The organism is Streptomyces odontotermitis (genome assembly GCF_050510915.1).
Lineage (GTDB): Bacteria > Actinomycetota > Actinomycetes > Streptomycetales > Streptomycetaceae > Streptomyces.
This window is the reverse complement of the sequence record NZ_JBNJLS010000017.1, coordinates 69,932-93,777: the sequence shown is the minus strand read 5'-3', so window position 1 is coordinate 93,777 and position 23,846 is coordinate 69,932. Positions and strand designations below refer to the sequence as shown.

Genomic DNA, 23,846 nt, shown 5'->3' with positions numbered 1-23,846 from the left:
CTAGAAGAAGCTGCCCCAGTCCACATCCCTGATCTGCTGCACGCACAGCACCAGGAACAGCAGCCCCGCGATCGCCAGCATGCCGTTGCTCAGCCAGCCGTTGCGCCACTGCTTCGGCGTGCGCGAGGTGTTGAGCAGCCAGAGGAGGGTCAGGGCCAGGAACGGCATGAAGGCCGCGCCCAGCACGCCGTAGATGATGACCAGGCGGAACGGCTGGTTCTGGAAGAGCAGGATCATCGGGGGGAAGGTCAGCCAGAGCAGGTACGCGCGGAACGGGAGGGACTTCTCGCGCTTGCCCGCCGCCACCTCCTCGACCATCTCGTCCGGAGTGCCGAGGGCCACCTCGCCGCCGTCCCCGCGCGCGGCCCCGTCGCCCGCCCGCCTGCTCTTGCGCTCCCGCTGGATCCGCTCCACGAAGTCCGCGAACATCAGGCTCACTCCGTGCCACACGCCCATCAGCGCGCCGAACGACGTGGCGAAGAAGCCGATGAGGAACAGGTTCGCGGTGGTCGCGCCGAAGCGGTCCTCCAGGACGTCGCCGAGCTGGACGAGGCCCTTGTCGCCGGTGGTGAGCGCGATGTTGGCGGAGTGCAGGAGCTCGGCGCCGATGATGAGCATGGCGACCACGAAGACGCCCGTCGTGATGTACGCGACGCGGTTGTCCAGGCGCATCACCTTGAGCCAGGTGATGTCGGTCCAGCCCTTGGAGTTCACCCAGTACCCGTACGCGGCCATGGTGATCGTGCCGCCGACGCCGCCGATCAGCCCCAGGGTGTAGAGGAGCGAGTCGTCCGGGAGGGACGGGACCAGGCCCGCGAGCGCGTCGCCGAGGTCGGGGGCGACCCTGATCGCCACGTACACGACGATCAGGAACTTCATGCCGATGACGACCGTCATGGCCTTCTCGAAGACCGCGTACCGGTTGAACCAGACGAAGGCCAGGCCGAGTACGCCGCAGATGATGGCCCACGTCTTGATCCCCGGGCCGCTCGGCCAGAGCGCGACCAGGGGCAGGGCGCTGGAAGACATCGCCGTGGCGCCGTACACGAAGCCCCAGATCACTACGTATATGGCGAAGTAGACCGTCGTCCACTGGCCCAGGCTGCGCCAGCCCTCGAAGAGGGTGCGGCCGGTGGCCAGATGCCAGCGGCCGGTCGCCTCCGCGAGGGAGATCTTGACGAGACAGCCGATGATCGCGGCCCACAGCAGCGTGTAGCCGAACTTGCTGCCCGCGATCAGCGTCGCGACCAGGTCACCCGCCCCGACGCCGGTCGCGGCCACGACGATGCCCGGCCCGACGTACTTCCAACTCGCCTTGCGGAGCCGCACGGTGCCGCCCGCCGAGCCCGTGGAGCCCGCCGAGCCCGTGGAGCCCGTGGAGCCCGCCGAACCCGTGGAGCCCGTGTCCCCCGTACTGATGTCGCCACCCGTGGAATCAGCCATGCGATCAAGAAAGCGCACTGACCGCCGGTGCACAAGAGGGAGGAGCATGGCCGATCCCGCATCTTGACCGGTCCATGCCACCCCACCATCCTGAGCGCCACCGCACCACGCACGTCGCACGGAGCCACCCCCCGCTCCACCCCCACACTCCACACCCAACTCCGCACCACGGAGAGCTTGGAGAACTGATGCGACTCCGCATACGCGGCAGACGGCGCTCCACCACCCTCGCCGCCCTCATCGCCCTGGCCCTGGCCGCCCCGGTCTCCGCCACCGTCGCGACCGCCTCGCCCCCGGACCACGCCGCGACCCCGGCGTCCGGCGCCGACACCGCCAGTACGCAGACCCGGCAGTACGAGATCGCGGGACCCTCGACTCCCGCCGCCCGCACGGTGATCGCCTCCACCGGCGTCTCCATCGACGAGTCCGACGCGCACTCCGTCGTCGTCTCGGCCAGCGCCGCCCAGGCCAGGAAGCTGCGCTCGCTCGGCTACAAGCTGACCGCGCTGCCCGCACCGCCCGCCCGCACCGACGGCAAGCAGGTCGGCGCCAAGGACTTCCCGCCCGCCGACTCCAAGTACCACAACTACGCGGAGGCGATGGCCGAGATCAACCAGCGCATCCAGCAGTACCCGAACCTGATGTCCAAGCGCGTCATCGGCAAGTCGTACGAGGGCCGGGACATCATCGCGGTCAAGATCAGCGACAACGTGGCGACCGACGAGAACGAGCCCGAGGTCCTCTTCACCCACCACCAGCACGCCCGTGAGCACCTGACGGTGGAGATGGCGCTGTATCTGATGCGCGAGCTCGGCGCGGGCTACGCAACCGACGCCCGGGTCAAGAAGATGCTCGACGAGCGCGAGATCTGGATCGTCCCGGACGTGAACCCGGACGGCGGCGAGTACGACATCGCGACCGGCCGCTACCGCAGCTGGCGGCTGAACCGGCAGCCCAACCCGGGCGGCGCCACCGGCACCGACCTGAACCGCAACTGGAACTACAAGTGGGCCTGTTGCGGCGGCTCCTCCAACACCCCCGGCTCGGAGACGTACCACGGCAAGGCGGGCGAGTCCGCCCCCGAGGTCAAGGTCGTCGCGGACTTCGTGCGCAGCCGGATCGTCGGCGGCAAACAGCAGATCAAGGCGGGCATCGACTTCCACACGTACAGCGAGCTCGTCCTGTGGCCCTACGGCTACACGTACAACGACACGGCCCCCGGCCTCACCCAGGACGACCGGGACGCGCACGCGGCGGTCGGCAAGAAGATGGCCGCGAGCAACGGCTACACGCCCGAGCAGTCCAGTGACCTGTACATCACGGACGGCACGATCGACGACTGGCTCTGGGGCAACCAGAAGATCTTCAGCTACACCTTCGAGATGTATCCGACGTCGTCCGGCGCCGGCGGCTTCTACCCGCCCGACGAGGTCATCGAGCGGGAGACCAGCCGGAACCGGGACGCGGTGCTCCAGCTCCTGGAGAACGCGGACTGTATGTACCGCTCGATCGGCAAGGAGCAGCAGTACTGCAAGAGTTGACGAGTGCGGCGGTGTCCCCGGCCGGGCGGCCGGGGACACCGTCTTGCACACCCGCCGTACCGGCTGGACCGGCTAGACCGGCTGCACCGCGAACAGCTCCAGGTGCCCGCACATCCGGCACCGGTGCGCGTCTATCTGCCAGCGATGCCGGCCCATCCTCTTCGCGCCGCCGAATATCCCGCGCTCCAGGGCGCCCTGGATCCACCGTGTGTACCCGGTGGCGCTCTGCCCTGTGTCCTCCAGGAATCCCGGTTCGAGCTCCGCCGCGCCACAGTGTGTGCACTTCATCTCAGCCATCGCAGGAGGATAGGCCACGAGGTCCTCCTACCTCCGTACACCCAGACGCGCGTAGTCGTAGCGCTCGTTGAAGGACACGCTCGTGAACACGTTGGTGAGGCGGGGCGCGCGCCAGCGGACCTCCTTCTCGAAGGTGACCGGGAGGTAGACCGCGTGCCGGGCGAGGGCCGCGTCGGCCGCCGCGTACTGGGCCGCCGCCTTGCGGGGGTCGCGCTGCGCCATCGCCGCGTCGAGCTGCCTGTCGAGTGAACGGTCGGACAGGAGCGGGTAGTTGCGGTTGCCGCCGGCCGGCTGGATGTACGCGGAGTGCGCCAGCCACGGCAGCATCGTGCGGGCCGACGGCAGGTCGGGGTACCAGCCGTCGACGACGATCCCGTAGCCCTTCCTCGCCACGACGTCCGGGTCGCCGACGGTGGCGGAGCGCGTCCCCTCGTACGTCGTCGTCCGCGCGCGGATGCCGGCCTTGCGCAGCGCCTCGCGCAGGGAGACGGCGACGGCGCGGTGGTCCGGCTCGTCCGCCGCGGCCACGATCGTCGTCGTGAAGCCGTGCGGCCGCCCGCACGCGCGGAGTTCGGCGCGGGCCTTCGCCAGGTCGGGGCGGCCGTCGCGGGCGGCGATGCCGTAGGGGTCGCGGTCGGGTCGGCTGCCCGGCATCACGGGCGGCAGCACGGTCGTGGCGACGTCGGCGGCGAGCAGGGTCGAGCTCGCCTCACGGGCCGCCGTGAGGTCGGCGGCGTACATGACGGCGCGGCGGCAGTGCACGTCGTCCAGGGGCTTCGCGCCGCCCGCGAAGGCCGCGTACGTGACGTATCCGGACCGCGGGTTGTCGAGGGAGCTCTCGCGGCCCTCGGCGCGGGTCTCGTCGTATGCCCGCTGGCCGAGGCCGGTGCCGAGGACGTTCAGGTCGTACGTCCCGGCGAGCAGCCCGCGCTCCGCCGCGGCCGGGTCGCCGAGGATCCGCAGGGTGATCCGGTCCGGGAGCGCGGTGCGGACCGGGTCGGTGGCGCGCCGCCAGTGCGGGTTGCGGACGAGGGTGAGGGAGTGGCCTGGCCGGTAGGAGTCCCACCGGTAGGGGCCGGAGGAGAACGGCCACCCTCCCTCAGTGCCCTTGGGGTCCCTGGTGCCCTCGGCGGCCGTCGCGCCCTTGTCCGCGCGCGCCGGTGAGCCCGCCGGCATCGCCAGCATCTGCTCGAAGTCCCCCACGGGTTCGAGGAGATGGAAGACGACGGTGCGGGAGTCGGGGGTCGTGACGGACTCGACGGCGTCACGGAGGTAGGCGGGGCCCTGCGGCGGGGCGGTCCCGCGGGCCCAGCCCCGCTCGATGCCGTACTTCACGTCACGGGAGGTGATCGGCCTCCCGTCCTCCCAGGTGACGCCCTTCTTCAGGGTGTACGTGTAGCTGCGCCCGCCGTCGCCGACCCGCGCCGTCGAGGTGGCGAGGTCAGGGACCAGCTCGTGGCCGCGCGCGCCGGGGGCGGGCCGGTAGGTGACCAGCTGCCGTGTGTAGTACCGCATGAAGTCCCGTACGAAGGCGTAGTCCGCGCGCTGCGGGTCCCAGGAGTCGGCGTCCTCGGTGCCGACGAATCTGAGGGTGCCGCCCCGGGTGCGGGAGGGGTTGACCACGCGGTGGGAGGCGGCGTCGTAGGTGGCGTGCGTGGCGGCGGGCTTGTCGTCCGGGGCGCCGCCCGGCTTGTGGTGCTCGGAGTAGAGCGTGCCGCCGGTGACCACGGCCGCCCCGACCACGAGGACGAACGCGAGCCGCCGGAGCACCCCCATGGACGGCAGTACCTGCCCGGTCTTCTCCTTGCCCGTGAGCAGGTGGTCGACGACCGGGCGCAGGCCGTGCCTGAGGGCGACGTACAGCTTGTCGCGGAACTCGGCGCACCGCACCATCGGCATCAGCTCGGCGTCCAGCCACACGAAGTACGGCCGCCAGGAGCCGCCGGTGGCCCGGCTGTAGTGGACGGCCGCCCTGATCCGGGCGGGCATGGCGGGGCTGTGCTGGCGGGGGTCGGGGGCGTACGGGGGCAGCGGGGGCGGGTCGGGCAGGATGCTCAGCTCGCGGCGGGCGATCGCGCGGAAGTCGTCGTACGCGGCGTGCTCCATCGGCACGAGCAGGACGAGCCGTTCGGGCGGCAGGATCCGCATGGCCTCGACGAGCTCCCACAGGGTGCCGGGCCCGGTGCCGAGGGCCAGGACGACGAGGCGGGCGTTCAGCATCATGTCGCGGACGGTGTCCTGCCAGTCGTCGAGCGGCAGGTACAGGCGGGACGCGCCCACGTAGGGCAGCCGCTCGCCGGGCTCCCCCACGGCGACGAGCGGCCCCAGGTCCCGTAAGGCGGCGGCGAGTTGCTCTTCCTCGCTCCGCCCCGAGATGAGGAAGTGGTGCATCACCGCCGAGCCCTCGCGGCGCTGCGGCCGGTCCAGGGGCGCGTCGTCGGTGAAGGACCTGAGGTAGAGGACGTAGCCGTCGGGGGTGAGCTCGCCTGGGGACGTGATGATGCGGACGAGGTGTCTGCGGCCGCGGCGGCGCAGGTTCAGGCCGACGGTGAACAGGGCGGGCGAGAGGAACACGACGACGGGCGGCGTGATGATGAGGAGGGGCCCGTCCACGCCGCCCCGGAAGCCCACCTGGACGGTGAGGCAGACGCAGAGGGCGACGACGGCGAGGTTCAGGAGGGTGCCCGCGGCGACCAGGAGCACACCGGTGGCGCGCGACTGTCCGCCGCTGAGCGGAGCCCGCTGCTCCGCGCCCGTTCCCCCGTCCCGGTGTGCCGCGCGCCGGGCCCTGGCCCACAGATAGATCCCGGCGGCCACCGAGTTGACGAAGACCATTTTGGCGACGTCGAGCCAGGGGCTGGAGGAGGCGGAGAAGAGCCTCAACTGCTCGCCGAACAGCTGGACTTCGTCCTTGGGTCGGGCCAGCAGGGCGCTGACGGCGGTGATGACGGCGAAGTTCCCGACGCCCATCAGCGCCATGCCGTGGACGAGGATCCGCACCCCGAACCGCCGGGGATCGGCGGCGGCCCGCTCCGGCACCTCGAAGCGCTCCGGGATCGGATGCCCCTTGGCGAAGCGCGTGCCCCATCGCATCCGGTACAGGCCGCGGAGCACCAGCACACAGCCGAGAGCGAGGTACAGGATGAGTAGCAGCATGCGGTGGTCCTTGTCTCAACGACGTGTGCCCCAGGCCATGTTGACCCAGGGCACACACGCGGACACGCGGAACGGACTACACGAACAGACTCACTACCGCGGCGACCGCGAAGCCCGCCACCGACAGGACCGACTCCAGCACCGTCCACGACTTCAGCGTGTCCCGCTCGGAGATGCCGAAGTACTTGGCGACCATCCAGAAGCCGCCGTCGTTGACGTGCGAGGCGAAGATCGAGCCCGCGGAGATCGCCATGATGACGAGGGCCACGAACGCCTGGGAGTAGTCGCCCTCGGCGAGGAGCGGGGCGACGATGCCCGCCGTCGTGACGATCGCGACCGTCGCGGAGCCCTGGGCGACGCGCAGGATCAGGGAGAGCAGATAGGCCAGGACGATGACCGGCAGGCCCACGTCGTGGAAGGTGTCGGAGAGGGCCTTGGCCACGCCGCTCGCCTTCAGGACGGCGCCGAAGATGCCGCCCGCGCCGACCACCAGGAGGATGTTGCCGACCGGCTTGAGCGATGAAGTGAACACCGTCTCAAGGGACTTGCGGGACCAGCCGCGGCGGATGCCCAGCAGGTAGTACGCCATGAGGAGGGCGATCGTCAGGGCGACGAAGGGGCTGCCGAAGAACTCGATGACCGAGCGGACGGAATGGGGCATCCCCTGCTCGGAGCCTGTCGAAGAGCTCGGGGAAGAGTCGAAGGCGATCGAGGAGAACGTGGCCAGGAGGATGAGGACCAGGGGCGTGCCGATGATCGCGAAGACGGTGCCGAGGGGGACCGGCTTCTCCGTCGGCTCGACGCCCGCGGCGCGCTGTTCCGCCACGACCGCCGCCTTCGCCTCCTCCGCCGCCTCGACCATGTCCTGCGGGACGGGCACGAAGATGCGCTTGCCGATCCACGCCGAGTAGACCCAGGCGGCGAGCACCGCGGGGATGCCGCAGACGATGCCCATGAGGATGACCCAGCCGAGGTCGACCTTGAGGAGGCCCGCCGCGGCCACCGGACCGGGGTGCGGGGGCAGGAACGCGTGGGTCATCGACAGACCCGCGAGCAGCGGGAGGCAGTACAGGAGGATCGACTTGCCGCTGCGCTTGGCGGCCGCGTAGACGATCGGCGCGAGGACGAAGATGCCGACGTCGAAGAAGACGGGGATGCCGAAGATCAGACCCGTCATGCCCATCGCGAGCGGGGCGCGCTTCTCGCCGAAGAGCCCGAGCAGGCGGGAGGCCAGCACCTCGGCGCCGCCGGAGACTTCGAGGATCGCGCCGAGCATCGTGCCGAGGCCGATGATGATCGCCACATGGCCGAGGATGCCGCCCATCCCGGACTCGATGACCGAGGTGACGTCGGACTTCTGGACCGTGCCGAAGAGCTCGGTGACGGAGAGACCGGCCGAGAGGCCGACGACTATGGAGACCGCGAGCAGCGCCACGAAGGGCTGCAGCCTGACCTTGATGATCAGGAAGAGCAACAGGAGGATGCCGAGCGCGGCGACGGTCAGCAGACCGGCCGTGCCGTCGACCAGCGTGAGGATTCCGCCGGTGTGGACTGGCTCCGGTGGGGCGGGCGCGGCGGCGAGCGGGAGCAGCGGGGACATGTGGGACCTCGTAAGTGCATGGGGCTTTCGGGGCAGGGGGGATCGCGGCACGGCGCCCCGTGCGGTCGGGGCGCCGTGCCGTGACGACGAACGGCTAGCTGGGGGTGGATGGCTGAGGACGCGTCAGCTCAGGACGGCGAGCGCGTCGATCTCGATGAGCAGGCCCGCCGGGAGCCCGACGTAGACCGTCGTACGGGCGGAGGCCGGGGCCTTCAGGCCCTGCTCCTCGAAGTACTCGTTGTAGATCTGGTTCATCTCCGCGAAGTGGTCCACGTCCGTGAGGTAGACGCGCATCATCATCACGTCGTCCCAGGTCGCGCCGCCCTCTTCGAGGATGGCCTTGACGTTGGCGAAGGTCTGCAGGCTCTGCTCGCGCAGGGTGGGGCCGGCGGGGGTGGGGGCCTTGCCCTCCTCGGCGGGCAGGAAGCCGACCTGACCGGCGACCTGGAGGATGTTGCCCTTCTTCACGCCGTGGGAGAACTTCGCGGGCGGGGTGGTGTGCGTGGCCGGGGTGAGAGCGATCTTCTCGGTCGACGTCGACTGCTCGGTCATGGTGGGTTCAGGCTTCCTTGAGGGGTGACTTGCCGGAGTACTCCCGGCTGATGGCGTCCGCCGTGCGGCGCACCAGCGGGAGAAGGGTGAGGAGTTCCTCGGCCGTGACGACGACGTTCGGCGCGGACACCGACATGGCGGCGACGACGCGGCCGTCCGCACCGCGGATGGGGGCCCCGATGCAGTTGATGGACTCCTCGTGGCCACCGAGGTCGGTGGCCCAGCCCTGTTCGCTCACCTTGTCCAACTCCCGCAGGAAGGCAGCGGCGTTGGGTGTCGAACGGGACGTGTACGTGGGGTAGTCGAGCTTCTCCGCGACGGCGCGGCGCTCGGCTTCGGGAAAGTCGGCGAGCAGCAGCTTCGCGACGGCGGCGACCGTGATGGCGACGGGCTTGCCGATGCGCGAGTACATCCGCACCGGGTAGCGGCTCTCCACCTTGTCGATGTAGAGGACCTCCTGCTCCTCGTAGACCGCGAGGTGGACCGTGTGGCCGCACTTCTCGTTCAGGGCGAGGAGGTGGGGGTGGGCGATCTCGCGCACGTCGAGGTTCTCGACGGCCTCCTGGGCGAGCGCGAAGAGCCGGGCGCCGAGGCGGTAGCGCTGGTCGGACTGGCGGAAGACCAGGCCGTGTTCGTGGAGCGTGCGCAGCAGGCGCAGCGCCGTGGACTTGTGGACGCCGAGGCGGTCGGCGACCTGGCCGAGGTCGGCGGGGCCCTCCGCGAGCAGCGGCAGGATGGACAGGGCGCGGTCGACGGTCTGGCTCATGACGTACGTACCTCCTGCGCGGCCTCGTGGTCGGCTGCCGTCCAGCCGGGGCCGAGGTGCAGTCTCCCCCAGGCGTCGGCGTCGAGGGCGGCGAGGCGGTCGGCGTGGTCGCGGGCGGGCGGGGTGGCGAGGTCGCCGGGGACGGTGAGGGCGGCGGCGGCCATCAGGTGTCCGTGGCGCAGGCGCTGTGCGACGGGCAGGCCGCGCAGCGTCGCGGACAGGAACCCGGCGGCGAAGGCGTCCCCGGCGCCGACGGCGGCGACGACGTCGACGCGCGGCGCGGGCTCCTCGTACCGCGTGTCGTCACCGTCGCCGTCGAAGGCGACGGCGCCCGCGGCACCCCGCTTGACGACGAGGAGCCGCGGCTCGGGCAGGGCGGCGCGGACGGCGTCGGGCCCGCCGGTGACTCCCCAGGCGTCGGCGGCCTCGTCCTCGCCGACGAAGACGAGGTCGGCGCCGCGGGCCAGGTCGAGGAGGACCCTCTCGCCGCCGTCGGGCCACAGGCCCGGCCGGTGGTTCACGTCGAAGGAGAGGAGGGAGCCGCGTGCGGGGCGGGCGCACAGGTGGCGGACGAGGTCCAGGCAGTCCGCCGAGAGGGCGGGCGTGATGCCCGAGAGGTGGAGCACGCGGCCCGAGCGGAGCGCGGCGTCCGGGACCGACTCCGTGGACATCGCGGAGGCGGCGGATCCGGCGCGGTAGTAGGCGACCTCGTGCGCGTCGGTGGCGCGGTCCCCTGCGGTACGGAAGTAGATGCCGGTCGGCCGGTCCGGGTCCCGGCGCACGGCGGAGGTGTCGACCCCGTACGCGGCGACGGCCTCGACGAGGTGGTCGCCGAAGCCGTCGGCGCCGACGCGGGAGACCCAGCGGGTGCGGTGTCCGGCGGCGGCCAGGACGCAGGCCACGTTGGACTCGGCGCCGCCGATGCCGCGCTCGAAGGAGGGGACGTCGGCGAGGCGGCCGGGACAGGAGGGCAGAAACGTGACCATGGACTCGCCTAGCGCGACGACGTCCACGTCGCCCAGTTCACCGTGTGCGGTCACGTCCGATCCCACTCCTCACCGGGCTTCCGGGTCCGTTGACCCGGCGTTGGCTCGGATGTTAGACAGCAGTAAGCGACATACGCAATGACCGTTGCACATTACGCAACGCACCTTTTCGAGGAGGCGCCGCATGGCCGCCGAGCACGCCGAGTCCGTCGAGTCCGCCGATTCAGCAGCCGAATCCGCAGCCGAGTCCGCGGCCGCCGAGTCCGTCGCATCCGCAGGCGCCGAGGCCCTGTCCCGACTGGCCGGGGAGCGGATCGACCACCGCTTCAAGGCCCTCCCGCCGGACGCCGAAGGACTGACCGTCGGCGAGCTCGCCGCCCAGCGCCGCAACCTCTTCACGGGCGGCTTCACCACGCCCGTGCTCGCCCTCTCCGCCGAGCGCCTGGAGCACAACCTCGCGCTGATGGAGCAGTACGCGACCCGCCACGGCCTCGCCTTCGCGCCGCACGGCAAGACGTCGATGGCCCCCGAGCTCTTCGCCCGCCAGCAGGCGCACGGCGCGGTCGGCATCACGCTCGCGGTCCCCCACCAGGTGCGCGTGGCACGGTCGTTCGGCGTCCCCTTCGTCTTCCTCGCCAACGAACTCGTCGACGCGGCCGCCCTGCGCTGGCTCGCCGCCGAGCTCGACGCCGACCCCGGCTTCCGCTTCGTCTGTTACGTGGACTCGGTGCGGGGCGTGGCCCTGATGGACGCCGCGCTGCGCGAGGCGGGCGCGCGCCGTCCCGTCGACGTGGTCGTCGAGCTGGCGGCGGGCGAGGGCGCGCGTACGGGCGTCCGCACCGAGGCGGAGTGCTTCGAGATCGCGGACGCGGTGGCGGCGGCGGACACGCTCCGCCTGGTGGGCGTCGCCGGGTACGAGGGCGAGGTCCCGGACGCGACCCCGGAGCGGGTGCACGCGTGGCTGCGCCGCCTGGTCGCCCTCCTGACGGACCTCGACAAGGCGAACCGGTTCGCGGACCTGCGGGAGATCGTGGTGAGCGCGGGGGGCAGCGCCTGGTTCGACGCGGTGGCGGACGTCTTCGCGGAGATCCCCGAACTCTCGGCCCCCGTCCTGAAGTTGCTCCGCTCGGGCGCGTACGTGTCCCACGACGACGGCCACTACCGGCACCTGACGCCCTTCAACCGGGTGCCCGAAGAGGGCGCCCTGCAGCCGGCGTTCCGCCTCTGGGCCCAGGTCGTCTCGCGCCCTTCCCCGGAGCAGGCGTTCCTCAACGCGGGCAAGCGGGACGCGGCCTACGACCTGGACCTGCCTCAGGCGCAGGTCGTACGGCGGGACGGGGCGGAGCGCGCCGCGACGGGGGTGAGCGTGACGGGCCTCTCCGACCAGCACGCCTGGGTGCGGACGACGCCGGAGGCGGACCTGGAGGTGGGCGACTGGGTCGGCCTCGGCCTGTCGCACCCGTGCACGGCGTTCGACAAGTGGCAGCTGATCCCGCTGGTCGAGTCGGACGGCACGGTCTCGGAGTACATCCGCACGTACTTCTGACCCTTGCGGGTGGGTGGGCGGTACTCGTGGGCGCCCCCTCACCTTTCTCACCCTCTGGGGCGGGGCCCCGCGGGAGCCGCCGACGGCGATCAGCCCCCACCAGCCCCCCCCCCGCACCCGACAACGGATCCGCACGAGTGGTGCGGGTGGGAATCCCATCCGCACCCAGCGACGAAAGAGGCACCCCCATGGACCGGGACCTGGTCATCCGAGACGCACAGGTCATCGACGGCAGCGGCGCCCCCTCGTACCGCGCTGACGTGGTCGTGCAGAGCGGCAGGATCACCGAGATCCACCGAGAGGGTCCGGGCCCCCGCCCCACGGCGGCCCGGACCCAGGACGCCGACGGCCTCGCCCTCTCCCCCGGCTTCATCGACATGCACGCCCACAGCGACCTCGCTCTCCTGCGCGACCCGGACCACAGCGCGAAGGCCGCCCAGGGAGTCACCCTCGAAGTCCTCGGCCAGGACGGGCTCAGCTACGCCCCCACCGACGACCGCACCCTCTCCGAGGTCCGCAAGGCCATCACCGGCTGGAACGGCAACGGGGACGACATCGACTTCGACTGGCGCACCGTCGGCGAGTACCTGGACCGGCTCGACCGCCAGGGCATCGCCGTCAACGCCGCCTACCTCATCCCCCAGGGCACCGTCCGCATGTACGCGATGGGCTGGGACGACCGCGAGGCGACCCCCGAGGAGCTCGCCCGCATGAAGCAGCTCGTCGCCGAGGGCATGGAGCAGGGCGCCGTCGGGATGTCGTCCGGGCTCACGTACACCCCCGGGATGTACGCCAAGGACGCCGAGCTCACCGAGCTCTGCCGGGTCGTCGCGGCCTACGACGGCTACTACTGCCCGCACCACCGCTCCTACGGCGCCGGCGCCCTGGAGGCGTACGAGGAGATGGTCGCCCTCACCCGCGACGCCGGCTGCGCCCTGCACCTCGCCCACGCCACCATGAACTTCGGCGTGAACAAGGGGAAGGCCCCCGACCTGCTCGCCCTCCTCGACGAGGCACTCGCCGGCGGCGCCGACATCAGCCTGGACACCTACCCGTACACCCCGGGCTGCACGACTCTGGTGGCGATGCTGCCCAGTTGGGCGAGCGAGGGCGGCCCGGAGGCGATCCTGGACCGGCTCCGGGACGACGCGACCGCCGAGCGGATCCGCCACCACATGGAGGTCATCGGCGCCGACGGCTGCCACGGCGTGCCCATCGAGTGGGACACCATCGAGATCTCCGGCGTGAGCGACCCCGGGCTCGCCTCCTGCGTGGGCAAGACCCTCGCGCAGTCCGCAGCCATGCGCGGCGAGGAGCCCTGGGTCACCGCCCGCCGCCTGCTCATCAACGACCGGCTCGGGTCCACCATCCTCCAGCACGTCGGGCACGAGGACAACGTCCGCGCGATCATGAAGCACCCGGTGCACACGGGCGGCAGCGACGGCATCCTCCAGGGCTTCAAGCCGCACCCGCGCGCGTACGGCACGTTCCCGCACTACCTCGGCCACTACGCGCGCGACCTCGGCGTCCTCTCCCTGGAGGAGACCGTCGCGCACCTCACCTCGCGCCCGGCCGCGCGCCTGCGCCTGCCGGACCGGGGCCTGGTCCGCGAGGGCTACCGGGCCGACCTGGTGCTCTTCGACCCGGAGACCGTCGCGGCGGGCTCCACCTTCGAGGCGCCGCGCACCCTGCCCACCGGCATCCCGCACGTCCTCGTCGACGGGAAGTTCGTCATCGAGGACGGCCGCAGGACGGACGTCCTGGCGGGCAGGTCGGTGCGCCGCACCCCCGGCAGTCGGCAGGTCGGGTGAGCGTCACGGCTTGGGCAGCACGCACCCCGGCCGCTTCGGGTCGATCACGCTCTTGGGGCCCACGCACGGCACGATGAGGTAGGTCTCCTGGGCGTAGTTGATGCCCTTGCGCACCGTCACCTTGCCGTTCTCGTCCACCTCGCACGGGTTGTTGAGCGTGCACCGCTCGCCGTCCTCGTTGCCCGTGTTGTTGACCGCCGTGACCTTGCCGGTCGTCCGGTCGATCACCGGGGAGCCGGAGGTGCCGCCGATGGTCTTGCAGGCGGAGGTGTAGCGGACCGAGTCCTTCCAGGTCCACTCGCCCTCCTTCAAGCGGTACACGAAGCCGTCGATGTTGCACGCGTACGTCTTCTTCCAGTACCCGGAGACGACGGTGATGGGCCGCCCCTGCACCGGGTGCCGGCTCTCCAGCTCCAGGGCCTTGATCCCGTACTTCTGCTCGATCTGGCCGTAGGTGCTGGTGAGTTGGTAGAGCGAGATGTCGGTGTCCGTCATCGTCGCGTACGAGATCTTGCTCGCCTTGAGCGTGGCGACCTGGTTCGCGGCGCCGTCGAGGAGCTTGAAGGTGCGGGTCGAGGGCCGGTTGACGATGACCTCGCCCGCGCTGGGGAAGCCCGTCTCCAGACAGTGCCCGTTCGACAGGACGAGCGCGGGGTCGTCGGGCTTGGACTGCGGGGTGCGCACGACGGAGCCGGAGCAGTTGCTGAGCGCCACGGTCCCGGCGAAGTCGACGGCCTTGGCCTTGACGGGCTTGACCGGCTTGGCGTCGGCCGCGACGGTGGGCGCCGCCATGCCCGTCCCGGCGAGGACAAGGGCGAAGACTCCGCCCGCGAACGCGTACTTCATGTTCTTCATCAAGTACCCCCCATACCTCGTGAGTTGGCATGCGCATTCTTGGGGGCGGGACACGGCGCGACAAGAGGGTGGGGGCGCACCGACGGCGCGCCCCCACCTTTTTCAGACGTACGGCCTACAGCCTGTGGCCGGTGGCCCCTGACCTACGGCTTGGGCAGCGTGCAGCCCTCACGGCCGAGGTCGATCTTGTTGCCCGCCCCGATGCACGGCACGATGATGTACGTCTCCTGGGCGTAGTTGATGCCCTTGCGCACCGTCACCTTGCCGTTCTCGTCCACCTCGCACGGGTTGTTGTCCGTGCACTCCTGGCCGTCCTCGTTGCCCGTGTTGTTGACGGCGACGACCTTGCCGGTGGCGTCGTCGACGACCGGGGAGCCCGAGGTGCCGCCGATGGTCTGGCAGTCAGGGGTGTAGCGGACCGAGTCCTTCCAGGTCCACTGGCCCTCCTTGAGGTTGTAGACGAACCCGTCGACGCTGCACTTGTACATCTTCTTCCAGTAGCCGGAGACGACGGTGATCGCCTTCCCCTGCTCCGGGTGCGCGGCGTTGAGCTCGAGGGCCTTGATGCCGTACTTGCTCTCGATGTCGGCGTAGGTGCTGGTGAGTTGGTACAGCGACACATCGGTGTCGGTCATGGTGGCGTACGCGACCTTGCTCGCCTTGACCGTCCCGGCGTCGCCGCCGCTGGAGTCGAGCAGCGTGAAGGAGCGCGACGAGGGCTGGTCGACGACGACCTCGCCGGGGCCGGGGAAGCCGGTCTCCAGGCAGTGGCCGTTCGACATGACGAGCGCGGGGTCCTCGGGCTTGGAGTCGGGCACGCGGACGACGGAGCCGGAACAGTTGCTGAGCGCCACGGTCCCGGCGAAGTCGACGGCCTTGGCCTTGGGCTTCTGCTGGTGCTTCTGCTGGGCCGGGTGCTGCTTCGCGGGCGCGGGTGCGTCGCCCTGACCGGCGGCGGTCGCGGGCGCCGCCATCGCTCCTCCTATGAGGAGGACGGCGAAAGCGGCACCGACGAGAGGCTTCTTCATGTGGGGGGTCCCCTCTGATGGCTATGTGGCCGAAGTTTCTTCGGTTTTGTCATGCGCATTCTTGGGGCAGTGTGGTCCGAGGGCAAGGGGCCCTGAAATCTCGGCAGTTGAGACGGCCGCCGCCACGGTGGTGCTCCCCCCTTCAACTGCACGGTCCCCGAAGTGGCCGAGAACACGAGACGGCCCGCGTTACCCGGCCGTAAGCTCGCTGACATGCAGGTCATCCAGTCAACGAAGCTCGCCAACGTCTGCTACGAGATCCGGGGCCCCGTACTCGAAGAGGCCATGCGGCTCGAGGCGGCCGGCCATCGCATCCTCAAGCTGAACACCGGCAACCCCGCCGCCTTCGGCTTCGAGTGCCCGCCGGAGATCCTGGAGGACATCCTCCGCAACGTCGGCAGCGCGCACGGCTACGGCGACGCGAAGGGCCTGCTCGCCGCCCGGCGCGCCGTCGTCATGAACTACCAGACGCAGGGCGTGGAGACCGACGTCGAGCACGTCTACATCGGCAACGGCGTCTCCGAGCTGATCGTGATGGCGATGCAGGGCCTGCTCGACGACGGCGACGAGGTCCTCGTCCCGGCGCCGGACTACCCCCTGTGGACGGCCGCCGTCTCCCTCTCCGGCGGCACCGCCGTGCACTACCGCTGCGACGAGCAGTCCGACTGGATGCCCGACCTGATCGACGTGGAGCGGAAGGTCACCGACCGCACCAAGGCGATCGTGATCATCAACCCGAACAACCCCACGGGCGCCGTCTACAGCGACGAGATGCTGCGCGGCCTCACCGACATCGCCCGCCGCCACAACCTCCTGGTCTGCTCGGACGAGATCTACGACAAGATCCTCTACGACGGCGCGACGCACACCCCGACGGCGGCGATCGCCCCCGACCTGCTCACCCTCACCTTCAACGGCATGTCGAAGGCGTACCGGGTCGCGGGCTACCGGGTGGGCTGGCTGGCCATCTCGGGCCCGAAGGCGCACGCGTCCTCGTACATCGAGGGGCTCACCATCCTGGCCAATATGCGCCTGTGCGCGAACATGCCGGGCCAGCACGGGGTGGTCGCCGCGCTGAGCGGCCGCCAGACCATCAACGAGCTGGTCCTGCCGGGCGGCCGCCTGCTCGAACAGCGCGACACGGCGTACGAGCTGCTGACCCGGATACCGGGCGTGACCTGCGTGAAGCCGAAGGGGGCGATGTACCTCTTCCCCCGGCTCGACCCGAAGGTCTTCAAGATCAAGGACGACCGCCAGATGGTCCTTGACCTGCTCAGGGCCGAAAAGATCATGGTGGTGAACGGCACGGGGTTCAACTGGCCGGAGCCGGATCACTTCCGCGTGGTGACGCTCCCGTCGGCGCGGGACCTCACGGACGCGGTGACGCGGATCGGCAAGTTCCTGGACGGCTACGGCCAGCCGTGACGCTCGCGCCGAGCGGGAACGGAACGTGGGGCCGGGCGCGGCGAGCGCCCGGCCCCACAGGGTTTTTCAGACTCCGCTCAACTTTAGACGAAATCTAAGCTAGGATGGAGCTCCAGCACCGCTTGGAGGCCATCCCATGTACGAGCCGATCCGCACCAAGTCGGTCCACTCGATGGCCGACGCGTCCGCGAACTTCCCGCACCGCTCCCGCGAGGAGGAGCTGGACATCCAGCTCGCCGGACACCTCGCCGCGCTGCTGGCCGTCACCGACGAGCTCCGCGCCCTGGCGCCCGATGCCGAACTGGACGGCGCCGCGGAGGAGTTGGCGTCCCAGGTGGCCCGTCTGCGCGGCGGCCTGCCGCCGGTCCGCTCCGCCGTGGTGACCGCCATCCACGAACCGCACCTCACGTCCCTGCACCAGCGCGCCCACGCCCTCGCGGGCCGCGCCCTGGTCGTGGCCGCCTCCCGCGCCGACACGAGGGCGGCGATCCTGGCGGCCCAGCGCATGGAGTCCCACGCCGCCGCGAGCCACCTGGTGGGCGCCCCCTGAGCCGCACGGCTCCCCCCCATCGGCCTCGGGCCGCGCGTACCCGCAGTCACGCGGCCCGGGTGCCCCTACGTGAAGGGCCCCGCACAGTTCTGTGCGGGGCCCTCGTCACGTACGAGAAGGCGCCGAGTCCCGTACGAGGGGCACTACGCGGTGATCTTCACCGTCGCCTGCGCCGACGAGCCCGCGTGCAGCGCGTCGCCCCCGTAGCTCACCTCGTACACCGTCCTGCCCCGCTTGCCCGGCAGGTCCCTGAGCCTGAACGTGCCGTCGGCCGCGACCTGCGCCGCCGTCAGCTCGCCCGTCGTGCCGGAGCGGTCCGTGCGGGTCACCTTCAGGGCGATCCCGGACGGCAGCGCGCGGCCCTGGCCGGTCAGCCTGCCGGTGATCTCGACGCCGCCCTTGCGGGTCGCCTCGGCGGGCGCCGTCAGCCCGATCGCCGTCGGGGCCTTCGCCACGTCCACGGTGAGCGTGACGTCCTCGGCCGGGCGGTGCGTGACGTCGCCGAGGAACCGCAGCGTGTACGTGGCCTCGCCGACGCGGTCCGGCACGTCGAGGACGGTGAAGCTGCCGTCGGCCGCGACCTTGGCGGCCGCCACCTCCTGCGTGCCGTCGGCGTCCTTGCGCACCGCCGTGACCTTCACCGGCTCCGCGGGCGCAGGTCCAGCCAGCTCCAACTTGCCGCGGATGCCCAGCGGTTCACCGACGACGGGCTTCGACGGCGAGGTGGTCAGGGCGCCCGTGAAGCGGGAGTCGTACTGCGCGGCGGGCGGCTTGATGACGTGCAGCCAGTAGCCGCCGCCCGCGGTCACCGCGAAGAGCCGCGAGCCGTCCGCGGCCCAGCCGAGCCCCCGCGGCACCACCCGCGCGCCGTCGAGCTCGCTCTCGAAGGCGAACTCCAGCGGCGCCGTGCCGTCCGCCGGGTCGGCCGGCTGGATCAGCAGATCGGGTGTGCTGCCGGAGGCGGCAGCGCCCCGCGCCACGTACTTGCCGTCGGCGCTCTGGGCGATGTCCGCCAGGTCGAGCGCGCCCTTGCCCTCGGCGTCCGCGAACCGCCGCTGGGGCCCCCGCACGAGGGTCCCGCCGCTCGCGTCGAACGTGGTGAGGAACGGGTTCGCCGTGTCCCCCGCGCCCGACTGCCCCATCACGAGCCGGTCCGGCGCCTCGGGCCCCGCCGCCAGCTTCAGCCGCCCCTGGGCGCTCCAGCCGGTCCCGATCGGATAGGGGTCGCCGACCTGGTTGAGCGACGTGTTGTTGTCGGCCCGGTCGCAGTACGGCTCGTAGTACGGCGTCTCCGTGTACCACGTCTTGCCGCCCGCCACCGCCAGCTCACGGCCGCACGTCACGTCGTACGACGTGAACGCGGCGCCGCTCTTGGCCTGCGTCGCCGTGTCGAAGCTCAGGATCCGGTCGGACTGCGACACCTGGAGCGTCGCGCCGTCCGCGCTGAGCGCCATCCCGGAGACCGCCTTGTCGGTGGGGGCTCTTGCCGCCGTCGGTGAGTAGACGCGCTCGTGCGCGGAGTCCACCACCATCGCCCCGAACGACCCGACGGGCAGCTTCGCCACCGCCCCCTTTGCGGCTAAGCCGCCGCCGCTCTCGCGGACCGCAATACTCGCCGTTAAGTTGCTCAATTGATGGTTACGGTCCGTGGGTTCCTTCTGAGCGGATCAGACACCATCCGCGGGAAGACTCCGGGGCCCGCCCATTGCGCGGGCCCCGGAGTCACGTCCAGCTCTCAGCCGAGCCGCTTCACCAGCGCCCGGTACTCGTCCCACAGCTCCTTCGGCGTGTGGTCGCCGAAGGTGTTGAGGTGCTCGGGGACCAGGGCGGCCTCCTCGCGCCAGACCTCCTTGTCGACCGTGAGCAGGAACTCCAGGTCGGCGTCGGCCAGTTGGAGGCCGTTCGTGTCCAGCGAGTCGACCGTCGGCAGGATGCCGATGGGGGTCTCGACGCCCTCCGCGCGGCCGTCGAGGCGGTCGACGATCCACTTCAGGACGCGGGAGTTCTCACCGAAGCCGGGCCACACGAACTTGCCGTCGGCGTTCTTCCGGAACCAGTTCACGTAGTAGATCTTCGGCAGCTTCGCCTGGTCCTTGTCGGCGCCGACCTTGACCCAGTGCGCCATGTAGTCGCCCATGTTGTAGCCGCAGAACGGCAGCATGGCGAAGGGGTCGCGGCGCAGCTCGCCGACCTTGCCCTCGGCGGCGGCGGTCTTCTCGGAGGCGACGTTGGCGCCCAGGAAGACCCCGTGGTTCCAGTCGAAGGACTCGGTCACCAGCGGCACCGCCGAGGCGCGGCGGCCGCCGAAGAGGATCGCCGAGATCGGCACGCCCTTCGGGTCCTCCCACTCGGGCGCGATGATCGGGCACTGCGAGGCCGGGACGGTGAAGCGGGCGTTCGGGTGAGCGGCCGGGGTGCCGGACTCCGGCGTCCAGTCGTTGCCCTTCCAGTCGGTGAGGTGGGCCGGGGTCTCCTCCGTCATGCCCTCCCACCAGATGTCGTTGTCGTCGGTGAGGGCGACGTTGGTGAAGACCGAGTTGCCCCAGAGGGTCTTCATCGCGTTGGCGTTGGTGTGCTCGCCGGTGCCCGGCGCGACGCCGAAGAAGCCCGCCTCCGGGTTGATCGCGTACAGCCGCCCGTCCTCGCCGAACCGCATCCAGGCGATGTCGTCACCGATCGTCTCGACCGTCCAGCCGGAGATCGTGGGCTCCAGCATGGCGAGGTTGGTCTTGCCGCAGGCGGACGGGAACGCGGCGGCGACGTACTTCGACTCGCCCTGCGGCGGCGTCAGCTTGAGGATCAGCATGTGCTCGGCGAGCCAGCCCTCGTCCCGCGCCATGACGGAGGCGATGCGCAGCGCGTAGCACTTCTTGCCGAGCAGCGCGTTGCCGCCGTACCCGGAGCCGTACGACCAGATCTCGCGGGACTCCGGGAAGTGCGAGATGTACTTGGTGCTGTTGCACGGCCAGGGGACGTCCGCCTCGCCCTCGGCGAGCGGCGCACCCAGCGTGTGGACGGCCTTCACGAAGAAGCCGTCGGAGCCGAGCTCGTCCAGGACCGGCCGGCCCATGCGGGTCATGGTGCGCATGGAGACGGCGACGTAGGCGGAGTCGGTGATCTCGACGCCGATCGCGGACAGCGGCGAGCCGAGCGGACCCATGCAGAACGGCACGACGTACATCGTCCGGCCGCGCATCGAGCCGCGGAAGATCCCCTTCTCACCGGCGAAGACGTCCCGCATCTCCGCCGGGGCCTTCCAGTGGTTGGTCGGTCCCGCGTCCTCTTCCTTCTCGGAGCAGATGAAGGTGCGGTCCTCGACGCGCGCGACATCGGTCGGGTCGGAGGCCGCGTAGTAGGAGTTGGGGCGCTTGATCGAGTCGAGCTTCTTGAAGGTGCCCTTGGCGACGAGCTCCTCTGCCAGGCGCTCGTACTCGGCCTCGGACCCGTCGCACCAGACCACGCTGTCCGGCTGGGTCAGTTCGGCGATCTCGTTCACCCAGGAGATGAGGCCCTGGTGGTTGGTGGGGGGAGCCGCGATGTCGCGCGCCACGATTGCTCCTAAAGCGAGGGGTTTTGTTTGTTGTGCCCCTTGGGGGCCACGGTCCGGACGCATTCACGTACTCGATCATTGGCGCTCATCCGGTACCGACCACACTCATTTGATCATCCGACGGGACCGCGCATATGTCCAGAGGGCCTCACACCTGAGCAAAGTGACCATCACCACTCGCTACCTTGGGATGTCCACGTGAGGCTCGCCACTTGTAGGCTCTGCGTTCACGGCAGCCTGATGTGTAACTTACGGTTCCGTAGGTACGATGCCGCATATGACCGCTCCCGTCCCCGACGCGATCACGAACTCCCCGGCCACGGGCCCCGGTTCGACAGCGCTCCCCCTTCCGCATCCGGCGAAGCCGCTTCCGGTGAAGCCGATGATGCGCGGCTGGCTGCACGCCGGCATGTTCCCGGCGGTGCTCGTCTCCGGCCTGGTGCTCACCGCACTCGCGGACTCCACCCGGGGCCGCATCGCCTGCGGCATCTTCGCCCTGACGGCCTGCCTCCTCTTCGGCGTCAGCGCCCTCTACCACCGGGGCAACTGGAGCCCCCGGATGGACGGCGTGCTCCGCAGACTCGACCACTCCAACATCTTCCTGATCATCGCGGGGACGTACACGCCCCTGACGATGCTGCTGCTCCCCGAGGCCAAGGGGCAGTGGCTGCTCTGGGGCGTATGGGGCGCAGCCGTGGCCGGGATCGCCTTCCGCGTCTTCTGGGTCGGCGCGCCCCGCTGGCTCTACACCCCGTGCTACATCGCGATGGGCTGGGCGGCGGTCTTCTTCCTGCCGGACTTCATGCGCGCGGGCGGCATCGCCGTCCTCGTCCTGGTGATCGTCGGCGGCCTCCTCTACAGCGTGGGCGGCGTGATCTACGGCATCAAGCGCCCCAACCCCTCCCCCCGCTTCTTCGGCTTCCACGAGGTCTTCCACTCGCTGACCCTCGCGGCCTTCGCCGTCCACTACGTGGGCATCTCGCTGGTGGCCTACCAGCACGCCTGACCCTTCCCACCCCTCCCCTCTTCCCCCCCCTCATCCCTACGCCCCTTCGGTGGCCGTGGCTCCTCGGAGCCGCGGCCACTTTTCGTGTGCCCGAGGGAAGCAGACCCATTGACAGTAGCCATCTTTTGAGAGCTACTCTCATTTTATGGCTACTGTCACTCAGGCTGCCGAGGTGCAGCAGAACCCCCGTCGCTGGTGGGCGCTCGGCGCCCTGGTCGCGAGCATGCTGGTGCTCGGCTTCGACATGACGATCCTGAACGTGGCGCTGCCGACGATGGCCGAGCAGCTCGGCGCCGACACCGGTCAGCAGCAGTGGATGGCCGACGCCTACGTCGTCGTCTTCGCCGCCCTGATGCTCCCGGCCGGAATGCTCGGCGACCGCTTCGGGCGGCGCCGGATGCTCATCGTCGGGCTCGGCGTCTTCCTCGCCGGCTCGCTCGTCGGCGCCCTCGCCGGGGACGTGGCGCCCGTCATCGTGGCCCGCGCCGTGATGGGCGTCGGCGGCGCCCTGGTGATGCCGCTCGCGATGTCCGTGCTGCCCTCGCTGTTCGCGCCCGCCGAGCGCGCCAAGGCCATCGGCGCGGTCACGGCCTCCTCGGCGCTCGGCATCCCGCTCGGGCCGATCGTCGGCGGCTGGCTCCTCGACCACTTCTGGTGGGGCTCGATCTTCCTGATCAACGTCCCGATGGTGGCCATCGGCATCGCCGCCTGCCTCTTCCTGCTGCCCGAGACCCACGACCCGTCCTCGCCCAGGGTCGACCCGCTCTCCACGGCGCTCACCGCGGGCGGGCTCGGCGCCCTCGTCTACGCGGTCATCGAGGCCCCGCACCGCGGCTGGGGCGACCCGCTGTGCCTCGCGCTGTTCGGCACCTCGGCGGTCCTTGTCGCTCTTCTCGTCGTACGGGAGCGGGGGCGCGTGCGGCCGATGCTGGACCTGGCGCTGCTCGCCCGGCGCGGCTTCCTGCTCAACACCCTCGCCGCGACGCTCGGGATGTTCGTGCTCTCCGGCCTGATGTTCATGCTGCCCCAGTACCTGCAGGCCGTGCTCGGCCACGACGCGTTCGGCACCGGGGTGCGGCTGCTGCCGATGATGGGCGGGCTGCTCGTCGCGGCGAAGGGCGCGCCGCCGCTGGTCGCGAAGTTCGGCTCGCGCGGAGTGATCAGCGCGGGGCTCGTCACGCTGTCCTTCGCCGCGTTCCTCGGCGCCCGCACCACCGTCGACTCCGGCTACGGCTTCGCCGCGCTCTGGCTCGCCATCACCGGGCTCGGCTTCGGCTTCGCGATGGTGCCGCCCATGACCGCGGCCATCAACGCGCTGCCCGCCGACCGCGCGGGCTCCGGCTCGGGCCTGCTCCTCACGGTGCGCCAGGTCGGCAGCGCCCTCGGCATCGCGCTGCTCGGCTCACTGCTGGCGAGCGCGTACAGCGACCGGCTCGACGTGGCCGGGCTCCCGGAGCAGGCCGCCGACGCGGCCGGGGACTCCGTGGTCGGCGCACACCTGGTCGCCGGCCGGCTCGGCAACGACGCGCTCGCGGCGTCCGCCGACTCCGCGTACATCCACGGCATGACCGTCGCGCTGGTCGTCATCGGCGTCGCCGCCCTGGTCACGGCGCTGCTCGCGGCGGCCCTGCTGCCGAAGGACACGGCCGGGGAGCAGGACACCGCCGCCGCTCCGGGCGACGGGCCGGACCCGGCCGCCGACGTGGCCGCGGCCCGGCTGGATGCCTGACAATG

18 protein-coding genes are annotated in these 23,846 nt (G+C 70.9%); 7 read left to right on the top strand and 11 right to left on the bottom strand.

What is annotated here, in order from left to right; translation table 11 throughout:
- Positions 1–1,443, bottom strand: a complete 1,443-nt coding sequence (locus tag ACQB60_RS33805) for an Nramp family divalent metal transporter (protein ID WP_496929925.1) — start codon at positions 1,441–1,443, stop codon at positions 1–3.
- Positions 1,444–1,631: 188 nt separating this feature from the next.
- On the opposite strand from ACQB60_RS33805, the gene ACQB60_RS33800 reads away from it, so the two are divergent.
- Positions 1,632–2,984 (top strand): M14 family metallopeptidase, encoded by a 1,353-nt coding sequence (locus tag ACQB60_RS33800; protein WP_496929924.1) that lies wholly within the window; start codon positions 1,632–1,634, stop codon positions 2,982–2,984.
- Positions 2,985–3,056: 72 nt separating this feature from the next.
- Here the strand turns inward: ACQB60_RS33800 and ACQB60_RS33795 are convergent, their stop codons facing one another.
- From ACQB60_RS33795 to ACQB60_RS33770, 6 genes are all read right to left on the bottom strand, one after another.
- Positions 3,057–3,281: a hypothetical protein gene (locus ACQB60_RS33795; RefSeq protein WP_496929923.1), complete on the bottom strand. Its 225-nt coding sequence runs from the start codon at positions 3,279–3,281 to the stop codon at positions 3,057–3,059.
- A gap of 27 nt (positions 3,282–3,308) precedes the next feature.
- Positions 3,309–6,437, bottom strand: coding sequence for an ABC transporter substrate-binding protein (locus ACQB60_RS33790; protein WP_496929922.1), 3,129 nt, complete (start codon positions 6,435–6,437; stop codon positions 3,309–3,311).
- Positions 6,438–6,513: 76 nt separating this feature from the next.
- The gene (locus ACQB60_RS33785) at positions 6,514–8,037 is read right to left on the bottom strand and encodes a GntP family permease (protein ID WP_496929921.1); all 1,524 of its coding nucleotides are present in this window, start codon (positions 8,035–8,037) and stop codon (positions 6,514–6,516) included.
- Positions 8,038–8,160: 123 nt separating this feature from the next.
- Positions 8,161–8,589: a RidA family protein gene (locus tag ACQB60_RS33780; protein WP_496929920.1), complete on the bottom strand. Its 429-nt coding sequence runs from the start codon at positions 8,587–8,589 to the stop codon at positions 8,161–8,163.
- Positions 8,590–8,596: 7 nt separating this feature from the next.
- On the bottom strand, positions 8,597–9,355 hold the full coding sequence (locus ACQB60_RS33775) for an IclR family transcriptional regulator (protein WP_496929919.1): 759 nt from the start codon (positions 9,353–9,355) through the stop codon (positions 8,597–8,599).
- Positions 9,352–10,341: a sugar kinase gene (locus ACQB60_RS33770; protein ID WP_496930033.1), complete on the bottom strand. Its 990-nt coding sequence runs from the start codon at positions 10,339–10,341 to the stop codon at positions 9,352–9,354. The genes ACQB60_RS33775 and ACQB60_RS33770 overlap by 4 nt, the downstream gene beginning before the upstream one ends.
- Positions 10,342–10,525: 184 nt before the next feature.
- On the opposite strand from ACQB60_RS33770, the gene ACQB60_RS33765 reads away from it, so the two are divergent.
- Together ACQB60_RS33765 and ACQB60_RS33760 are read left to right on the top strand one after the other, a co-directional pair.
- Positions 10,526–11,887, top strand: coding sequence for an amino acid deaminase (locus ACQB60_RS33765; RefSeq protein ID WP_496929918.1), 1,362 nt, complete (start codon positions 10,526–10,528; stop codon positions 11,885–11,887).
- Positions 11,888–12,075: 188 nt separating this feature from the next.
- A complete protein-coding gene (locus tag ACQB60_RS33760) occupies positions 12,076–13,698 on the top strand; it encodes an N-acyl-D-amino-acid deacylase family protein (protein ID WP_496929917.1) in 1,623 nt (540 codons plus the stop codon).
- Between the two features lie 3 nt (positions 13,699–13,701).
- Here ACQB60_RS33760 and ACQB60_RS33755 read toward each other — a convergent pair whose 3' ends face one another.
- Both ACQB60_RS33755 and ACQB60_RS33750 read right to left on the bottom strand, forming a co-directional pair.
- Complete coding sequence (locus tag ACQB60_RS33755) at positions 13,702–14,544, bottom strand: trypsin-like serine peptidase (RefSeq protein WP_496930032.1); 843 nt, start codon at positions 14,542–14,544, stop codon at positions 13,702–13,704.
- 152 nt (positions 14,545–14,696) lie between these two features.
- A complete protein-coding gene (locus ACQB60_RS33750) occupies positions 14,697–15,581 on the bottom strand; it encodes a S1 family peptidase (protein WP_496929916.1) in 885 nt (294 codons plus the stop codon).
- A 213-nt stretch (positions 15,582–15,794) separates the two neighbouring features.
- Here ACQB60_RS33750 and ACQB60_RS33745 point away from each other — a divergent pair, with 213 nt between their 5' ends.
- Positions 15,795–17,006, top strand: coding sequence for a pyridoxal phosphate-dependent aminotransferase (locus tag ACQB60_RS33745; protein WP_384846387.1), 1,212 nt, complete (start codon positions 15,795–15,797; stop codon positions 17,004–17,006).
- Between the two features lie 136 nt (positions 17,007–17,142).
- On the top strand, positions 17,143–17,556 hold the full coding sequence (locus tag ACQB60_RS33740; protein ID WP_496929915.1) for an SCO4983 family protein: 414 nt from the start codon (positions 17,143–17,145) through the stop codon (positions 17,554–17,556).
- Between the two features lie 143 nt (positions 17,557–17,699).
- Here the strand turns inward: ACQB60_RS33740 and ACQB60_RS33735 are convergent, their stop codons facing one another.
- Together ACQB60_RS33735 and ACQB60_RS33730 are read right to left on the bottom strand one after the other, a co-directional pair.
- Positions 17,700–19,121, bottom strand: a complete 1,422-nt coding sequence (locus tag ACQB60_RS33735) for an Ig-like domain repeat protein (protein WP_496929914.1) — start codon at positions 19,119–19,121, stop codon at positions 17,700–17,702.
- Positions 19,122–19,291: 170 nt separating this feature from the next.
- Entirely contained in the window at positions 19,292–21,106 is a 1,815-nt protein-coding gene (locus ACQB60_RS33730; RefSeq protein WP_496929913.1) for a phosphoenolpyruvate carboxykinase (GTP), read from the bottom strand.
- 277 nt (positions 21,107–21,383) lie between these two features.
- On the opposite strand from ACQB60_RS33730, the gene trhA reads away from it, so the two are divergent.
- A complete protein-coding gene (gene trhA, locus ACQB60_RS33725) occupies positions 21,384–22,112 on the top strand; it encodes a PAQR family membrane homeostasis protein TrhA (RefSeq protein WP_384846393.1) in 729 nt (242 codons plus the stop codon).
- A 145-nt stretch (positions 22,113–22,257) separates the two neighbouring features.
- Positions 22,258–23,841 carry an MFS transporter gene (locus ACQB60_RS33720; protein WP_496929912.1) on the top strand — a complete coding sequence of 528 codons (1,584 nt, stop codon included), beginning with the start codon at positions 22,258–22,260 and terminating at the stop codon, positions 23,839–23,841.
- Positions 23,842–23,846 lie beyond the last annotated feature (5 nt).